This is a genomic window from Dyadobacter pollutisoli, from assembly GCF_026625565.1.
Lineage (GTDB): Bacteria > Bacteroidota > Bacteroidia > Cytophagales > Spirosomataceae > Dyadobacter > Dyadobacter pollutisoli.
Genome location: NZ_CP112998.1, coordinates 5,213,177 through 5,229,656, shown reverse-complemented (window position 1 = coordinate 5,229,656; position 16,480 = coordinate 5,213,177). Strand labels below are relative to the sequence as shown.

The 16,480-nt window shown below is 45.2% G+C and carries 18 protein-coding genes and 1 tRNA gene; 6 read left to right on the top strand and 13 right to left on the bottom strand.

Annotated elements, in window-relative coordinates:
• Window positions 1-166: 166 nt before the first annotated feature.
• From ON006_RS21295 to hflX, 3 genes are all read right to left on the bottom strand, one after another.
• Window positions 167-1,228, bottom strand: coding sequence for a hypothetical protein (locus tag ON006_RS21295; protein ID WP_244823873.1), 1,062 nt, complete (start codon window positions 1,226-1,228; stop codon window positions 167-169).
• A 361-nt stretch (window positions 1,229-1,589) separates the two neighbouring features.
• Window positions 1,590-1,661 (bottom strand) — tRNA-Arg (locus ON006_RS21290).
• 177 nt (window positions 1,662-1,838) lie between these two features.
• Complete coding sequence (gene hflX, locus ON006_RS21285; RefSeq protein WP_244823872.1) at window positions 1,839-3,074, bottom strand: GTPase HflX; 1,236 nt, start codon at window positions 3,072-3,074, stop codon at window positions 1,839-1,841.
• Window positions 3,075-3,403: 329 nt separating this feature from the next.
• On the opposite strand from hflX, the gene ON006_RS21280 reads away from it, so the two are divergent.
• From ON006_RS21280 to ON006_RS21255, 6 genes are all read left to right on the top strand, one after another.
• Window positions 3,404-4,789 (top strand): MATE family efflux transporter, encoded by a 1,386-nt coding sequence (locus ON006_RS21280; protein ID WP_244823871.1) that lies wholly within the window; start codon window positions 3,404-3,406, stop codon window positions 4,787-4,789.
• A gap of 229 nt (window positions 4,790-5,018) precedes the next feature.
• Entirely contained in the window at window positions 5,019-6,410 is a 1,392-nt protein-coding gene (locus ON006_RS21275; protein WP_244823870.1) for an MBL fold metallo-hydrolase, read from the top strand.
• Window positions 6,411-6,455: 45 nt separating this feature from the next.
• Window positions 6,456-6,665 (top strand): hypothetical protein, encoded by a 210-nt coding sequence (locus ON006_RS21270; protein ID WP_244823869.1) that lies wholly within the window; start codon window positions 6,456-6,458, stop codon window positions 6,663-6,665.
• Entirely contained in the window at window positions 6,650-7,012 is a 363-nt protein-coding gene (locus ON006_RS21265) for a type II toxin-antitoxin system VapC family toxin (RefSeq protein WP_244823868.1), read from the top strand. Before ON006_RS21270 ends, ON006_RS21265 begins: the two co-directional genes overlap by 16 nt.
• A 99-nt stretch (window positions 7,013-7,111) precedes the next feature.
• The gene (locus tag ON006_RS21260; protein ID WP_244823867.1) at window positions 7,112-7,687 is read left to right on the top strand and encodes a YeeE/YedE family protein; all 576 of its coding nucleotides are present in this window, start codon (window positions 7,112-7,114) and stop codon (window positions 7,685-7,687) included.
• A 77-nt stretch (window positions 7,688-7,764) separates the two neighbouring features.
• Entirely contained in the window at window positions 7,765-8,229 is a 465-nt protein-coding gene (locus tag ON006_RS21255) for a DUF6691 family protein (protein WP_244823882.1), read from the top strand.
• On the opposite strand, the gene ON006_RS21250 is transcribed toward ON006_RS21255, so the two are convergent.
• The 10 genes from ON006_RS21250 to ON006_RS21205 form a co-directional block, all read right to left on the bottom strand.
• Window positions 8,230-8,973, bottom strand: a complete 744-nt coding sequence (locus ON006_RS21250) for a class I SAM-dependent methyltransferase (RefSeq protein WP_244823866.1) — start codon at window positions 8,971-8,973, stop codon at window positions 8,230-8,232. It abuts the gene before it with no gap.
• Between the two features lie 54 nt (window positions 8,974-9,027).
• Entirely contained in the window at window positions 9,028-10,419 is a 1,392-nt protein-coding gene (locus tag ON006_RS21245; RefSeq protein ID WP_244823865.1) for a hypothetical protein, read from the bottom strand.
• 20 nt (window positions 10,420-10,439) lie between these two features.
• Complete coding sequence (locus ON006_RS21240) at window positions 10,440-10,781, bottom strand: heavy-metal-associated domain-containing protein (protein WP_244823864.1); 342 nt, start codon at window positions 10,779-10,781, stop codon at window positions 10,440-10,442.
• Window positions 10,782-10,808: 27 nt separating this feature from the next.
• On the bottom strand, window positions 10,809-11,045 hold the full coding sequence (locus tag ON006_RS21235; RefSeq protein WP_244823863.1) for a heavy metal-binding domain-containing protein: 237 nt from the start codon (window positions 11,043-11,045) through the stop codon (window positions 10,809-10,811).
• 26 nt (window positions 11,046-11,071) lie between these two features.
• Window positions 11,072-11,650 carry a helix-turn-helix domain-containing protein gene (locus tag ON006_RS21230; protein ID WP_244823881.1) on the bottom strand — a complete coding sequence of 193 codons (579 nt, stop codon included), beginning with the start codon at window positions 11,648-11,650 and terminating at the stop codon, window positions 11,072-11,074.
• A gap of 6 nt (window positions 11,651-11,656) precedes the next feature.
• Window positions 11,657-13,882 carry a TonB-dependent receptor gene (locus tag ON006_RS21225; protein WP_244823862.1) on the bottom strand — a complete coding sequence of 742 codons (2,226 nt, stop codon included), beginning with the start codon at window positions 13,880-13,882 and terminating at the stop codon, window positions 11,657-11,659.
• 87 nt (window positions 13,883-13,969) lie between these two features.
• On the bottom strand, window positions 13,970-14,434 hold the full coding sequence (locus ON006_RS21220; RefSeq protein WP_244823861.1) for an HYC_CC_PP family protein: 465 nt from the start codon (window positions 14,432-14,434) through the stop codon (window positions 13,970-13,972).
• Window positions 14,435-14,452: 18 nt separating this feature from the next.
• Entirely contained in the window at window positions 14,453-14,662 is a 210-nt protein-coding gene (locus ON006_RS21215) for a heavy-metal-associated domain-containing protein (protein ID WP_244823860.1), read from the bottom strand.
• Window positions 14,663-14,789: 127 nt separating this feature from the next.
• Window positions 14,790-15,983, bottom strand: coding sequence for an alginate lyase family protein (locus ON006_RS21210; protein ID WP_244823859.1), 1,194 nt, complete (start codon window positions 15,981-15,983; stop codon window positions 14,790-14,792).
• Between the two features lie 109 nt (window positions 15,984-16,092).
• A complete protein-coding gene (locus ON006_RS21205) occupies window positions 16,093-16,431 on the bottom strand; it encodes a tRNA-binding protein (RefSeq protein WP_244823858.1) in 339 nt (112 codons plus the stop codon).
• Between the last annotated feature and the right edge of the window lie 49 nt (window positions 16,432-16,480).

Here is a 16,480-nt window from a genome sequence, read left to right as displayed (position 1 = left end):
AAAGCTATTAAAGCATATAATTTGCTTAGAACCGTCCGGCTCCACGCTCAACAGATAGCTGAAATTGACTGCCGTATCCGGAGCGACACTTTACAGCGCTGCTATTAACTTCCTACAGGCATATTATTCATTAGTTTCAAGTTTAAGTCAAAGTTAGAAAAAAATATTAAACAATCTCCTTCGGAGCTTCTTTCTTTATAGAGAATAAAAAACCTTGCCCAGGCGCTAAAAAAGGAATTTTCTTATACTTGATTGTGTCTGAAAATGGATCAATTACTCTTCCTTTTAGTAGAGACTTTGGGAAGGTTGGAAACACATCAACAGCCAGCCCGTCCGGTAACTTGAACGAGATCTTTATATTTAAAGTATGATGATTCACATAGAATATATCTTGCATGGCATTGTTGAAGGTAAAGTTTCTGTGCCTAGCGATGAATCTTTGTTGGACTTTTATAGGCTTGTTTTTCTCAAGTATAATGGGATCAACCAGTGAAAATTCGTCATTCATTTGGCCTGCATTTTCCCCATTTTTCTTGAAGTGGGTGTTTTTGTCAAGGTGAATGGGTTTTTCATCTACCCACATTGGTTGAAAACTAGCTCTTGAAAATTCGTAAGAAACCTCTGGTGTGTCGCTCAGCGTGAATGGCATATCGTATTTTAAAGTTTCTTCTTGGCCGGACACATAAACCACGGTGAACACAAGCTCATTGATGATTTCAAGCTCATCCTTGTCTAATTTTAGCTTATATTTAACTTGAAGATTTTCTCGTAAAATACTAGAATTAAAAAAGCCTGCTTTCAATATTCGCTTGACAAACTTACGAGGCATCTTATCTTGTAAGATTGCTGAAAATAGATTCTTTTTTAATCTCCGCGCAGTTTGATTGCCCTCGGTTCGAAAATCGGACATCAATGAACCAACTTCTCCCTTCATGTCTTCTGACAAAGAGGTGACCAACGATGTGATAATGTCCTGCTGTCCCTTAGCATTCAGTTCTTCAACATACATGTGTAGAAAGAACATTACGAAAACAGCTTCTCCGGCGATAATCAAAAAGTGAGAGAATGCTGACGTTAAGATGTGATGAATTATAAATATGTCGGTTAGGACTCCTAGAGCTATCAGAAAGAAGCCAAACCCCATCGAATGATAGGGGTGTTCTATAGCCCATTTTCGAATTTTTTGAAATATTCCGTTGTTTGACGCCGGTTCGGTTAAATTAGTCATTTAGAGAGTTAGGTTTGCATGGTTGCAGTAAAATCGGGAAACTCTCACAATTAGCAATAAGCAATTTATTAACCGGTTGAGATATAGGGTTGTTAAGCTCACGGAAAGACTTGGGTGACCATATCCAGAGTTTCGGCTGGGGTCGCATTCGACAACTCCTATCCTATCCGTTGAATGTTGAGGCCATCACAACAAAAAAGCCAGGCAAAAGCCTGGCTCAGTGACCGCGACGGGAATCGAACGGCACCGGCCGCCCGGCCATATCTAGAGTTTCGGCTGGGGTCGCATTCGACAACTCCTATCCTATCCGTTGAATGTTGAGGCCATCACAACAAAAAAGCCAGGCAAAAGCCTGGCTCAGTGACCGCGACGGGAATCGAACCCATATCTAGAGTTTAGGAAACTCCTATTCTATCCGTTGAACTACGCAGTCGTTCAATTTATATTCTGCCCTGTGACCGCGACGTGAATCGGTCGAACGCGACCCCGGACCCATATCTAGAGTTTAGTTGGAGTCGCACTCGACAAACTCCTATCGCGCGGCGATCCGTTGAACTACGCAGTCAATCGGGGTGCAAAACTCGCAAAAAATCATTTGAATTACAAACTCTTATTCTTCTGATTGTACAGCAGTATACCCCAAATCAAGCCAGTTCGGATAAATTGAAAAGTGTTTCTCCTTCACCAGTGAAAACAATGTATTCTTTAACTCGTCGACATTTTCCTTTTTCTCAGCTGAAATAAACACTACACGCTCGGCTTTATCGGCGATATAGCTCTTTTTCAACTGCTCTAATGTACTTTCAGACGATTGTTCCGGCTCTTCGTCCAGATGTTCATCATTGTAAGACGGTTTGTAAAGGTCTATCTTGTTGAAAACCAGAATGGAAGGCTTATTCGCCGCGCCGATTTCTTCCAATGTCTTGTTCACCACATCCAGGTGCTCTTCAAACAACGGATGCGAAATGTCAACCACATGTACTAAAATATCAGCCTCTCGAACCTCGTCCAATGTCGATTTAAATGACTCGATCAATGTGGTAGGCAGCTTGCGGATGAATCCAACGGTATCGGTGAGCAGGAAAGGGACATTCTCCATGTTGACCTTCCTTACCGTGGAATCAACGGTAGCGAACAGTTTATTTTCAGCAAAAACATCTGCCTTGGACAAGCTGCGCATCAGCGTTGATTTACCCACATTGGTATAACCTACAATGGCGACACGTACCAGTCGGTCTCTTTCTTTTCTTCGCGTAGTACTCTGACGGTCAACCTTTTCAAGTTTTTCTTTCAGGAAGGCAATGCGGTCTTTTACAATCCGCCTATCCGTTTCCAATTCCGTTTCACCAGGTCCGCGCATACCCACACCCGCGCCCGACTGGCGACTTAAGTGAGTCCAGAGCCTGGTCAGTCTTGGGTACATATATTGGTACTGTGCCAGTTCTACCTGCAATTTCGATTGGGCCGTCTGTGCCCGCATAGCAAAAATCGACAGGATCAGAAGGCTGCGGTCAATCACTTTAATGTCCTTGAAAACGGCCTCCAGGTTCCTCACCTGAGAAGGCGACAAGTCATCATCATAAATGATCATATCGACCGGATTGGCGGTCACATATATCATTATTTCTTCCAGCTTGCCCTTTCCGGTGTAAGTACGGATGTCGGCACGTTCCAGATTTTGGGTAAAAGTCTTAACAGTTTCAACGCCCAATGTGGTCGCCAGAAACGCCAGTTCTTCCAGGTACTCCCGTGTTTTTTCAGCAGGTTGTTTTTGGGTACTTACTGCTACCAATACGGCTGTTTCCTGCTTTTCAGCCGTGGAGTATAACTTCTTTTTATCAATCATGCACAAATTTTTTGTTTCTGAACTTCCGGCCGCGAACGGATTTTTGTGCCGATGTAAGCCGAAAGAGTAGACTGGCAACGGTTTGCCGGCAGCAAAAGTTCACGGGCCGAATCCGTGAAGTTACGTTTACCTGACAATAAATCCATTTTTTTGTTTGAATATTAGAAAGACAGTTTTGTATATTTGCCCAAATTCAAAAGCCTATGCTGCTCTTCATACTCGGTTAATATTTTAACCGGTTCCCATTTCAAGTCCTCTTTCGGGACATTTTACTGTGGCTCTTTTTGAGTCGCATTATTGCTATTATTCATTTCAATTTATTATCATCCATGAAAAAGTGGTTTCAACTACTTCGTCAGGCTATTCGTGGCTCCGAAGAAAGTTTTACCGAAGGAAGCATCAACCGTGCTATATTTTTACTTTCCGTTCCCATGATCCTGGAAATGGTAATGGAGTCATTATTCGCTGTCGTTGACATTTTTTTCGTTTCAAAAGTCAGTACCGAGGCTGTGGCAACAGTCGGCCTTACCGAGTCAGTCATTACATTGGTTTATTCCGTGGCCATCGGGCTGAGTACTGCCGCTACTGCGACCATTGCACGCAGGATCGGGGAAGGTAACACAGCTCAGGCCAGGCAGGCAATCGGGCAGGTTATTTTGATCTCGCTGGTGGTTTCGTCTGTTGTGGCCAGCATTGGGTCATTTTTTGCAGGAGATATCCTTCGCCTGATGGGTGCTGACGATAAGGTAATTGCAACCGGTACGACCTTCGCCAGGATTCAGTTTCTGAGCAGTCCGGTAGTCGTTTTACTTTACTCATTAAGTGGTGCTTTACGGGGTGCCGGTTCGGCTGCGACCGCCATGCGTTCGCTGATGGTGGCTAATGGCATCAATATGATCCTGGGGCCAATACTGATATTCGGCGTCGGGCCTTTTCCTGAACTGGGAGTAACAGGTGCAGCATTGGCCACGGCCACAGGACGGACCATCGGTGTCGGTTATCAGCTGTTTTCTCTGACAAAGGTCAACAAAATGCTGGGGCTAGTCTGGGAGGATTTGCGTCCTGATCCTGAGACCATTGCCACAATCGTCAAAGTAGCTACCGGCGGTACAGTACAGTTCCTGATCGGTTCGGCGAGCTGGATTTTCCTGACGAGGATTCTATCCGAATTCGGTAGTGATGTGGTGGCGGGTTACACGATCGCGATCCGTGTGATCATGTTCACACTGCTACCCGCGTGGGGGTTGGCGAATGCAGCCGCAACACTTGTCGGACAAAATCTGGGGGCCGGGAAACCGGAGCGGGCGGAAGCATCCGTCTGGAAATGTGCGTCTTATAACCTGGTGTTTCTTTTAGGCTTGTCGGTTTTTATGTTTATCGGTGCCGAAACGATCATTGGTTGGTTTAGTACCAATGTGCAGGTCGTGGAAACTGGTAAAACAGCGCTGCGGGTACTGTGCCTGGGATATGGTTTTTACGCATACGGAATGGTGGTAATTCAGTCGCTTAATGGTGCTGGAGATACCAAAACACCTACCGTACTAAACCTGATCTGTTTCTGGATGATCCAGATTCCTTCTGCGTATGTGCTTGCCGTTATCCTCGATCTGGGCCCGATCGGTGTTTTTGCCGCAGTGCCCATCGCCGAATCCGCGCTGGCAATGCTAGGCATCTGGCGGTTCAGATTGGGTGGTTGGAAGGCTGTAAAAGTGTAGCGTTTCTTAATGAAGCAGTTTTTAAATCATGAAGTTAATAAGCATAATCAGGCATCTTTCCGGCCTGGTCAGGAGAGTCTTCATGGTCGTTATGAAGTTGTCAAGGTTTGTCATGAGGTAAAGTGACATTCCCTGGCAACAAGGACCACTATTGACAATCCCGACGTGATCGGGAGAAACAAAAATGGTTTTCCATTGGTTTAAGGTTAACAAGTTGTAAATAGTCCGCATGAAAATAGAACAAATATATACCGGATGCCTGGCGCAGGGAGCCTATTTTATAGTTTCCAATGGAGAAGCTGCGGTGATTGACCCTCTTCGCGAGGTGCAGCCGTACATTCAAAAGGCCGACAAGATCGGTGCGAAGATCAAGTATGTTTTTGAAACCCATTTTCATGCGGATTTTGTATCCGGTCACCTCGACCTGTCAGAGAAAACCGGTGCAGGTATCGTTTATGGGCCCAATGCCAATACTGCTTTTAAAGCGCACATTGCCAACGATGGTGAAGTATTTCATTTAGGAGATATTAGGATTAAGGCATTGCATACACCGGGTCACACGCTGGAATCTACCAGTTATTTGCTTTTTGATGAAAACAATAAACCCACTGCGCTTTTCAGTGGCGATACATTGTTTATAGGAGATGTAGGCAGGCCGGACCTGGCACAAAAAAGTGATCTGACAATGGAAGATCTGGCGGGAATGTTGTACGACAGCCTGCGTACGAAGATCATGCCTTTGCCCAATGATGTGATCGTGTACCCGGCCCATGGCGCTGGCTCGGCATGCGGGAAAAATATGAGCAAGGAAACATCGGATACATTAGGTAACCAAAAGATGTTCAATTACGCGCTACGAGGCGATATGTCCAAAGAGGAATTTATCGGCGAAGTAACAGCAGGCTTACCAGAGCCACCGCACTATTTTCCTGAGAATGTAAAAATGAACAGGGATGGCTACGAAAGTATCGACGATGTGCTTGAACGTGGTGATCAGGCGTTATCGGCGGAAGCATTTGAAGCAAAAGCCAATAATACAGGAGCTTTGATATTGGATACCAGAGACCCGTCTGAGTTTGCCAAGGGTTTTATTCCTAATTCTGTTAACATCGGTATCCAAGGTGGGTTTGCTCCATGGGTCGGCGCGCTTATTCCCGATCTGAAACAGGATTTGCTCATTGTCACCGAGCCGGGCAAAGAGGAGGAAGTAGTGACGCGGCTGGCCAGGGTTGGCTATGACCATACCATTGGTTATTTGAATGGTGGTTTCGAGACCTGGCTGGCGTCGGGCAAGGAAATGGACTCGGTAACATCTGTATCCGCTACCGACTTTGCTGAGAAATTCCAATCCGGGAAACTGGAAGTTATTGATGTAAGAAAACCTGACGAATTTGCTTCGGGGCACATTGAAACAGCCAGAAACCTGCCTTTGGATTATATCAATGATCTCATGGCCGAGTTCCCCAAAGACAAAACCTTGTACATCCATTGCGCAGGAGGTTACCGGTCCATGATTGCAGCCTCGATACTAAAATCGCGTGGCGTTGACGACGTTATAAATATTGAAGGAGGTTTCGGCGCAGTTTCCAAAACCAATGTCCCTGTTTTAGAAGGGGTTTAAGTTGAGGAATATTTTTTGTAGCTTGGTCAAATAAAGCTTTTAACTATGGAAACTCTTGTCGTTGAACTAACTCACAAAAACGCTTTACGGCTACTCAGGGACTTAGAAGAAATGAATATTATCAGGTTGCATGATAGTACTGAAAGTGATAGTAAAAAGCTTTCTGAGAAATATAGAGGTGTGCTTTCCAAGGAGGAGAGTCATGATTTAAGTAGGCATATCGGCGAGAGTCGCGATGAATGGAAGAATATTTAGTTGATACCAATGCAGTTTCGCACTACTTGTCCGGAAGTTTGCCTGATGCAGGGATGACTTTTCTTGACAACGTAATTAATGCGGTTCCCAATCTTTCAATCATTAGTCAAATTGAACTTCTCACTTGGAACTCCAATAAAAATCAGCTGATCAAAGACTTTATAACTGATAGCTCTATTTTCAACCTCGATACCGAAATTGTGAATGTTTGCGTGAGTATCCGCAAAGGGAGAAAAATCAAAACGCCCGATGCTATTATTGCCGCTACGGCATTGGCTAATGGATTTACATTAGTAACTGATAATGAAAAGGATTTCGAAGGTATCCCCAAATTGAAAATTATTTAATCCCAAGAAACTATAATTAGTACTCCAACTGAATTTTGATCAGTCACGAATTGTTATTTTTGAAAACACTATTAATTCGATAGATATTGTATTGAAAATATGGAAATCCTTGAATTGATAAAGAAGCCCTGGCCGTGGTATGTGGCAGGGCCGCTGATCGGGCTAACTGTTCCGATCCTGTTGCTGCTTGGCAATAAGTCATTTGGCATTTCTTCCTCGCTGAAACACATTTGTGCCGCAGTGATACCTGCTAATATTTCGTTCTTTAAATATGATTGGAAAAAAGAATCCTGGAACCTGTTCTTTGTAGCAGGAATTACGATAGGAGGGTTTCTGGCCAATTTTTTTCTGGCAAATCCCAATGCCATTGTCATCTCAGAATCGACCCAGAATACATTGTCGGCTTTTGGAATCACAGATTTTTCTGGCCTGATGCCGATGGATATTTTTTCGACAGTGAATATTTTCTCAGCGAAAGGCTTCATTTTCTTCGTGTTAGGAGGTTTTCTGGTCGGTTTCGGAACGAGGTATGCAGGAGGTTGCACGTCGGGACATGCCATCATGGGGCTTTCTAACTTGCAATGGCCTTCCCTGGTAGCTACGATTAGCTTTATGATCGGCGGCTTTGCATGTACGCATTTGCTACTGCCTTTTTTGCTGAAACTTGCACAATAACATTTGAATATCACTCAACAATGGAAAATATAAAAAACCGCTCATCTCAGAAACACAAATCAAGCCACGCTGATCTCATGCTGGCCGACGGTTCTGATGGCGCCAATCAACAGGCTACCTCGGAAGGATTTGTTGCCAACATCAAATACCTGATCGTAGGAGTACTTTTTGGGATCGTTTTTGTAAAAGCCGAAATCGTTTCATGGTTTCGTATCCAGGAAATGTTCCGCCTTGATTCCTTTCATATGTACGGCGTCATAGGTTCGGCTGTAGTGACCGGACTCGTCTCCATTCAATTGATCAAAAGATTCGGAATCAAGACATTGTCCGGCGAGCAGGTACACATTGTTGATAAAGCCTTTAATAAAGGACAGATTTATGGGGGCGTTCTTTTCGGGATCGGCTGGGCGATCACGGGCGCGTGTCCGGGACCACTTTTTGCGCAGATCGGAAGTGGCTACCTGGTGGTTATCATCACATTGCTTAGTGCAATCGGCGGAACGTGGACTTATGGTTTGCTACGATCACGGCTCCCGCATTGATTACAGTTTGCGGGCAACAAGATAAAGCTGCTCGTCGCCCAAAGTGAATGGGTCAGCTTCCAGATTTCCAAAAGTACCCACAACTTCCAGTCCTGCGTTTTCAAACATAAAACACAGCTCCGACAGGGAGTAAATGTGCTGACGAACCGTATGGGTCACTTTTTCTGAACCGGCGATAAAGGTTTGTTCAGCTTCAATGTAGCCTTCCTGCGGGAAATATTCGTTTTCGGCAAGATAAATAATGTCGTCTTTGACGGGCATCCAGTTTCGTGCCTGAAAATTGGTCAGGATACTTTCTGCTAAATTCTCAGTATGAATCGCGACGTGGCCACCTTGCTTTACCGCATTAGCCATTTTTCCAATAAATTGCTGCATATCCCGACGTGGGAAAAAACTGAAACTATTCCCAAAGCAGTAAGACGCATCAAAATCCTGATCAGAAAAGTCATAGTTTACCACATCCGCGTTGATTACAGTGACCGGAAGGTGCTTTTTCTGCGCAATGGTCTGTAATTCCTCACAATATTCTGCCGAAATGTCAATACAAGTCATAGCACATCCTCCTTCGGCAAGCGGCAAAGCATGTCTGCCATAACCAGCCAGCATGTCCAGTACCTTGCTTTCCGGACCTAGTTCCAACACATCCCGAAGAAAATCTACTTCGTATTCGGTATATTCTTCGTCCTGGTGCAATTTCCAGGCAAGTTGGGGGAGTCCTTTGAAATAAGTATGGTACCAGGCCACGAGGAGGTGCGTTTTAATGAGGCCCAAAACTACGAAAAAGCCGTGGTTTGTGGGCTACATTTTCATCAATGCGGGAGTCAGCCGTAGATATACCTGGCCTGAGAGTGGTGATTTTCCATACGGCGATTCCAGGTACTTATCAACGGCATATACCCCGATTTGTCCGCCAGCCTGTAATAGTGTGCTGCCAAATGAGGCGATCTGCCGGTTGACGCCCACCGAAAACAACGATATTGGAAACCGTTCTTTCGGGATCACATCATACCAGGTCAGTCCCAGTTCGGCACTGCTTTTTTGAACCCACTCGTACCGGCCATAAACAGCCCATTTATTGAGCTGGACATTGGTTTCCAGCAGCAATGAGTTCTCTTTGTGGTGACCTCCGGCGTTGTTCAGTCCCCACACGGCTGTTGAGGAAATCCATTTGTTTTCACCATTCAAATTGGCCGAATGCTGGACCGAGGCCGTGGTTCGCGTTACATCTTCGTCGGGTTCCAATGGTTCGGGGCTGTTGATAAATCCTCTGCTCACCTGCAAAGCCCAATTTGCGGAAGGATTGAAAAGCAGCCGGTAGCTATATGAATCAAAGCGTGGCTTGTCAAAATCAAAACGGTTTTCGTCCGGCTCGCGGCCTGTGAATGTGGAAGCTTCCAGTTTGAACTTGCCGTAGCGGACACCCGCCGTTACTACCCCGAATGTAATGTGGGTAGCATCCTGCCAATGGTGGCCCAAAACGGCATCGGGGTTATTGAATGCAGACATTCTGTGCATAAATGCGGTAGGGCCGAGAGCAGGCTCGCCCGGATAACCGGCGTAAATACTCACATCAATTTTCTCGGAAAGCCGTTGGGTATAAGCCACCGACAATTCGGAAATAAGGTCGTGCGGATGCTGGCGATTGATGAGTGGCTCACCTTTCCAGCTTTCTCCGGATTGGAAAAGTAATGGATACCCTGCTCCTCCGTCAAACAATCTGTCGAGGGAAACCATCGCCCTGACATTCAAAAGACCGTTTTTGCCTACCTGCCGCTGTGCCATTCCCATAAACCAATTGGGCACACTAAATTTTGCAGATGAGCCCATTCTGCCGTCATTGTTAAAATTCTGTGCTGTGTAACGCAGGTAAATGCTCCCATGCAACATATAATTCCACTTGTTCCCGTGCTTCATGTATGCATATAGAGGCGTTGCATCCGGTTGCCAGCCTGTACCCGAGCCATTACGCGTCATGGGGAGGCTCAGGGAAAAGCTGTGCGTCATCTGCGACGCGCCATGTTGCATCGTTTGTTGATCCATACCCTCGTGACCCATTCCTTTCATGTCCTGCATCTCATGTTGGGTAGTGTCCTTGGCAGGCTGCTGGTGGTGTTCGTGCTGTGCAAAAGCGGGAGATATGCCCGCGACGAGGCCAGCTAATAATATGATTTTTAGCTTGTTGATTTTCATGACGAAGTAAGTTTAGTTACTTAATGTGCCGCAGCTGTTTTGCGGCAGCAGCTTGGCAGCTTATCGTGCGCTTTCTGATTGGCGACTTGCGTATCAGCATCGTAACCGGTATTGATGATCGTCGCTTTAATGGCTTCGGGCGTGGTTTTGTTAGGATTGTATTTCACAGTCACCACTTTATCGGTCAGGTTCAGATTGGATTCCTTCACTCCTTTGGAAAGGCCCAGATTACGTTCAATGCGCGCTTTACACATTTCACAAATGGCCGAAGTTTTAATCTTGATTTCTTTGTCCCCGTCCGCATAAGCGAAATTTAGTCCCAAGAACAGAGCTGTTATGATAGATAAGATCGTCGTTTTCATGATTGAATATTGGTATAATGTAAATGATCAATGTTGATGTGTTGAATCGGTTTCGGCCATGGCTACTTCCTGTAAGTCCATTTTGCAAACGGGGCATTTACCAGCTTCGGTATAGGTTTTTTCTCCTTCGCATTGCATCGGGCAGGCGTAGGTCTTCGCGGCGGATACTTTGGCTTCGGTACCTTCGGCTTTTTCTGTTTTTTCGTTTTTCGCCGCGCAGGCAGTGAAAAGGAATATGAAGGATGCGAAAATGACTTTGTTCATGATGATCGAAGGTTTTGATTGATATTTTAAAATTGACTAGCTCCTACTTTATCAAGTGATTTTCTGTTTAAACTGCCCTTTTTGAACTCGCCAGGCGTCATTCCCGTCACTTTTTTAAACTGATTACTCAAATGCGCGGTGCTACTGTATGAAAGCCGCCATGCTATTTCACTCAATGTGAGTTCATTATATGAAAGCCACTCCTTCACTTTTTCGACTTTTTGAGCAATGATGTATTGTTCAATAGTCTGGCCGGTTTCGGATGAAAACAAGTTACTGAGGTAAGAGTATTCATATCCTATTTTTTCAGACAAATAATCAGAGAAATTCATTTGAGCAGGCTTGTGGCCCTTTAAATTCTGAACTTCGTCGATTACTAATGTCTTAATGTGTTCCACCAGGGCTAGCTTGCGGTCATCGAGCAGTTCAAAACCATTGGCTTCCAATACCGATTTGACCTCCTTTAATTTGGCGGCATCAACTTCGGCGACGGTCTCGACCTCGCCTAGCTCTACCATCGTCAATTCGATCCCCAAACCTTCCAGTTCTTCGCGTACTACCCGCTTGCAGCGGTCACAAACCATATTTTTTATATGCAGTTTCATCATTTTCTATCGTATAATCTTATAACGTATTCCTGCATAAATCATTCGGCCTACTACCGGTCCCCAGGCCATTCCTGCATCAAAATGCTCACCAAAAGGTTCACCAGCGCCCATAATTGGGTCTTTTTGCCGGAAGTTTGCCAGATTTTCGCCACCCAGATAAATGTCCCATTTCGGAAAGGTACGTGTAACCTGCGCATTGAAGTTGTAAAAGGATGGTGCCATCGTCGAAGTAATGTTGTCCGGGATGTGGTGCTCGGCTACATGGCCCATGTAGGGGACCCTTCGCTTGCCGTTCCATTGCACTGTAGCATCAAACTTCCATTTATCGTAAGGCAACGCATACCCGGCATTGAACAGCACCCTGTCGCGGCTTACCATCATTCTAGGCAGCAATACATTCTCATCGTATACATTCCGGATGGTTTGTTTTACATCAAATAAACGGTATGCCAGTTTCAGGTCAAAACGTTTAATCGGTGTCAGATTTGCTTCTATCTGAAAACTGTTGGCAAATGCCCTCCCTTCCAGGTTGTAAAACCGTATGTAGCGGGGATCTTCCAGGTCGGCGACCAACTGATTTTCGAAATTGGTACGGTAAAAGTCCGCGATCAGGTTCCCGTCCATTTCGCCCAGTTTGAACTCCTGCGTAACACTGGCACCATAATTCCAGGAAACCTCAGGGCGAATACTTTCACGGAACTGCACAACCCGCGAGCTCACCAGATTTCCATAGTATTCAGCCAAAGGATTGGAAACTCTGAAACCTTTTCCTGCCGATGCGCGGAATGTGGTTTGATCCGTAAGGTTATACTTTACATGTACCCTCGGCGTCCATTGCGTTCCATATAAATTGTGAAAATCAACCCTGCCGCCTGCTACGAGTACAAATTTGTCGAGATTATTATAAGTGTACTCAAAAAATGCACCCGGTACCGATTCGTTTCTGGTCAAATGAATGTCCTTGTATTGTTCATTATAGTTGTCCAGCAGGTAACTCAGCCCCGTTTTGTAAGAATGGTTGGTATTGCCAATGATGGATTGGTAGATCAGGTTTCCGTATAAAGTTTTCTGGCGGCCATCGTAATTGTTTAAGCCAAAATACGATTTGGAATCATGCAAAGAAGCATTGACAATAAGGCCCAGGCCTTTGTAAGGCTTGTCAGGAAATAGCCGGGCTATTTTGGAAAAAAACTCATAGCGGTTCACTTTCGCGCCAAACCCGTAAGCCTCGGTTGTACCTTTCATTTCACGTCGAAAATCCTTTTGTCCTCCCAAACGGTCTTCATACAAAGCTTTTACGCCAAACTGGGCCATCATTTTGGTGCTCTGATATTTCCAGCGGTTAATGGCATTGTACTGCGTGTAGAGCGGCAAATCCAGAAATCCGTCGCCATTTTTATCGATCCTGTTTTTCAATGTACTACCGTGCGTCAGCAACCCGGTACTCCATTTATCATTAAGCTGGTGAGCCAGGTTCAGGTTTACTTCCGCCCGGCCGAAATTGTTAACATAAGTGTTCAGATAAAACTTTTCGCGGGTATCTGGTTTTTGAAGTTCCACATTGATCTGCCCGGTCATGGATTCGTAACCATTCACCACCGAGCCTGCACCTTTACCTACATCAATAGATTGGATCCAGGTTCCGGGTACGAAATTCAGCCCGAAGGTAGACGCCAGGCCGCGTATCGATGGAATGTTTTCAACGTTGGTCTGAATGTAGGTACCGTTCAGGCCCAGCATCTGGATTTGTTTAGAACCCGTCACCGCGTCGCTATACGAAACCGATACCGATGCATTCGTTTCAAAGCTTTCAGATAAATTACAACATGCAGCTTTGGCTAAGGCACGGGTAGTAATAATCTCGGTTTGGTGCGGAGAAAGGCGGTCGATTGTGGAAGCATTAGCGCGAACCACCACTTCATTAAGTGTCTGGTCGCTTCGCAATACCACCTGTAATTCACTCTCCGATCCGATTTTAATGGTATCGTTTCTAAAACCTACAAAACTGATGACCAGCAGATTAGATTGTGCAGATCGGGGGATGCTGAACTTGCCGGCCGTGTCAGTAGCAGCAGCCTGCGTAGTTCCCGACCAGTATACATTGGCCCCGGTGATGGGTTTCAGGTCCTTGCTATTAGCGACCTGCTCATTGACCGAGCCCGTTATACGTTGTGCGAAAAGAGCGAAGGAAAAGAGAGTCAGAATTCCTCCTAACACATATTTGGTCATGATTACTTTGATTCATTGGAATAAAAGAGAATGATGTGAACCTCATTCAAAGAGCGAGATTTACATGAATCGGCTGTTAATCAATGATCAAATCAAAAATGACTGGATAAAAGAGAGCATACTTCTCCCATGAAGTCGGGAAGAGAAGGATATGTCGGGAGATGCGGGTTCCGATGAAGGAAGAGTCCATTCGGCCCGGATGAATGAGTAAGAAGTGGCAGCCCAGACGAAATCCCCGGCCCACACTTTCAGAAGTTTGGCAATGGCTTGATTAGCAGAGGATACTACGTCAATTTTTTCAAATTTCTGACTGTCTTTGCAGCAATCTGTCTTTTTAAGAAAGGTGCCTTTTGATTCTTTCAATTGCTTTGCTTTCGCACAGCAAGAGGAGACCACTTTTTTTTCGCAGGAGTCCGGCTTCTTTTCAGAAACAAGCTGAACCGATTTACCACGCATCATGCACTGATGCTCCACAAAAGCAAACCCGGTGCTGCTCAGCAGTACCAGAAAGGCCATTATGACGGTGATTGATCGGTTCAGATTACTTTTCATGTTCAAAGATATTAATTATCAGGCGATTTCTTCGGCAATGTAACCTGCGTTTTTAATCAGCTGTGCGATTTCCTCAGGTGAGCGGTCTGTTTGCACTTCGAGTACTCTTTCAGGGCTCACGAGATCTACATCCCACTTTTCGACGCCATCAGCACCGTTCAGAAATGGAGTGACGGTGGCTACGCAGCCGCCACATTTGATATTGGTTTTAAATTTTAATGTTTCCATGGTTTTGAAATTCCGGACAAAAGCCCGATAATTTGGTTATTTAACGTGCTACAAATATCGGCATGGCAGCACCCGGGAATGTTACAGAATTACAGAAATGATTTGCAGAGTTTTTGTATTGCGGTTATCAATTCTTAAAATACGCGTCTAAAAACCAGATAATGGGGTTCCTTATTGGCAAATTCCTGATTACTTCCTCCACTTTGGGGTTATGGTCAAGACGCTTCCAGGTTATTAACCAAGCAGAATTTTTAAATGTATTTGCTCCAAAAACCAGGAATGGATGCGCGATCGGCCAATTGTCCCAGTACATGACGTCAGGTTTCAGCGGCCATTTGGTTTTATCTTCAACAAAAGGATACAGATATTCAATTGCCTTTTTAATTCCCTTCCCATCCGTAGTCTGATAGTTCCAGAGATCATTATCGCCGTCAGATAAAATCTGGCAAAGCATAACCATCGCATCCAGGTTGAACAACGAGTAACCGTAAGGTTTGGTCCGTCTTAATTCCAGAGGAAAGCTTCCATCAGTACCCATTTGATTGGGTAAAAAAATGGTTTTGTAACGGTTCCGGCAAAAATCGAGCATAGTCTGGTTGCCGGTTAGAGATGCAAAAGATGCGACCTGCATGGCCCAGCAGGTGCCATGGTTGTTTTTGGCTTCCATTTCCTCTTTTCCGTACTGATGGGTTGTGAGCCAGCTGATATACTCTTCAAACCACTGTTTGACATTCGCCAGCATGCTTTTGTCCACAGCATTATCCTTTTCCATCACCTTTATTCCCTGAGCTACCTCCATGAGATGGATCGTATCAATGACACCAATGCCACGCCCTGTCGCTCTTCCTTTAATGGCCTGGGCGTATAGCAGGGAAGGGTTCATACGGGTTTCGGGATCAACAAACCAGGCGTTAATGTGCTGGAATGCATGTTTAATGTATTTTTTATCATGAGTAAGCTTGTAGGCAGAAGCCAATGCGCCCACAATTTTGCTGAACCGAATCATGGCCAGGCGGTGCGCAACAAAATTTTCAGGATTGGTCATTCCGTCGCGCTGAATGTAAGGTCCGTTGGGATGTAGCGAGTCGGGCCACCAGTAGTCTCCTTCCGAGTAAAAATCATGCTTTGTCCCAGCACTTCTCGGGCAAGTACTAGCCGTCACGGTGACCGGGGCCTGCTTCAACGCCCAGCTTGCTTCCGCAAGAATATGTTTTTTAAGTGTTTGCGTTACTTCTTTTTCAATCTGCGTCTCAATAGCAAAGGCCGGAGCTGTCGCAAGAAACAACAGAAAGAATAAGGGTCTGAATAATGATCTGGTCACGAAATATGGTTTGTCTGAAAAGTGATGGATACCTATTCCAATAGACTATAATCAAGATATTTACCCTGAGTTTGGGAGTGATTTCGGGTGAGAGTGCAGTAATTTGACCCTACGCCAACTTCGTTCCATTCGGCACCTCAAAATCCGGACTAGCCAGAATTACCTCTCCATCTGGTAGTATGAACCCGGTCGTGAGTACTTCGGATTTGAAATCTGCGATTTGTTTGGGAGGGAAGTTGGTGACACAGAGTACCTGTTTTCCCAGCAACTGCTCTTTTGTGTACCGCGTCGTGATTTGTGCTGAACTGGCTTTGATACCTATTTCCGGGCCGAGATCTATGCGGAGCTTGAATGCGGGTTTTCGGGCTTTGGGGAAATCGTCGACCTGAATGATTGTGCCCGCAACCAAATTGACTTTTTCGAAATCCTGCCAGCTGATGGTATCCATATGTGATGCTATTTGGTTAAAGGTCAGTTTATATTCTTCAAAATAACAT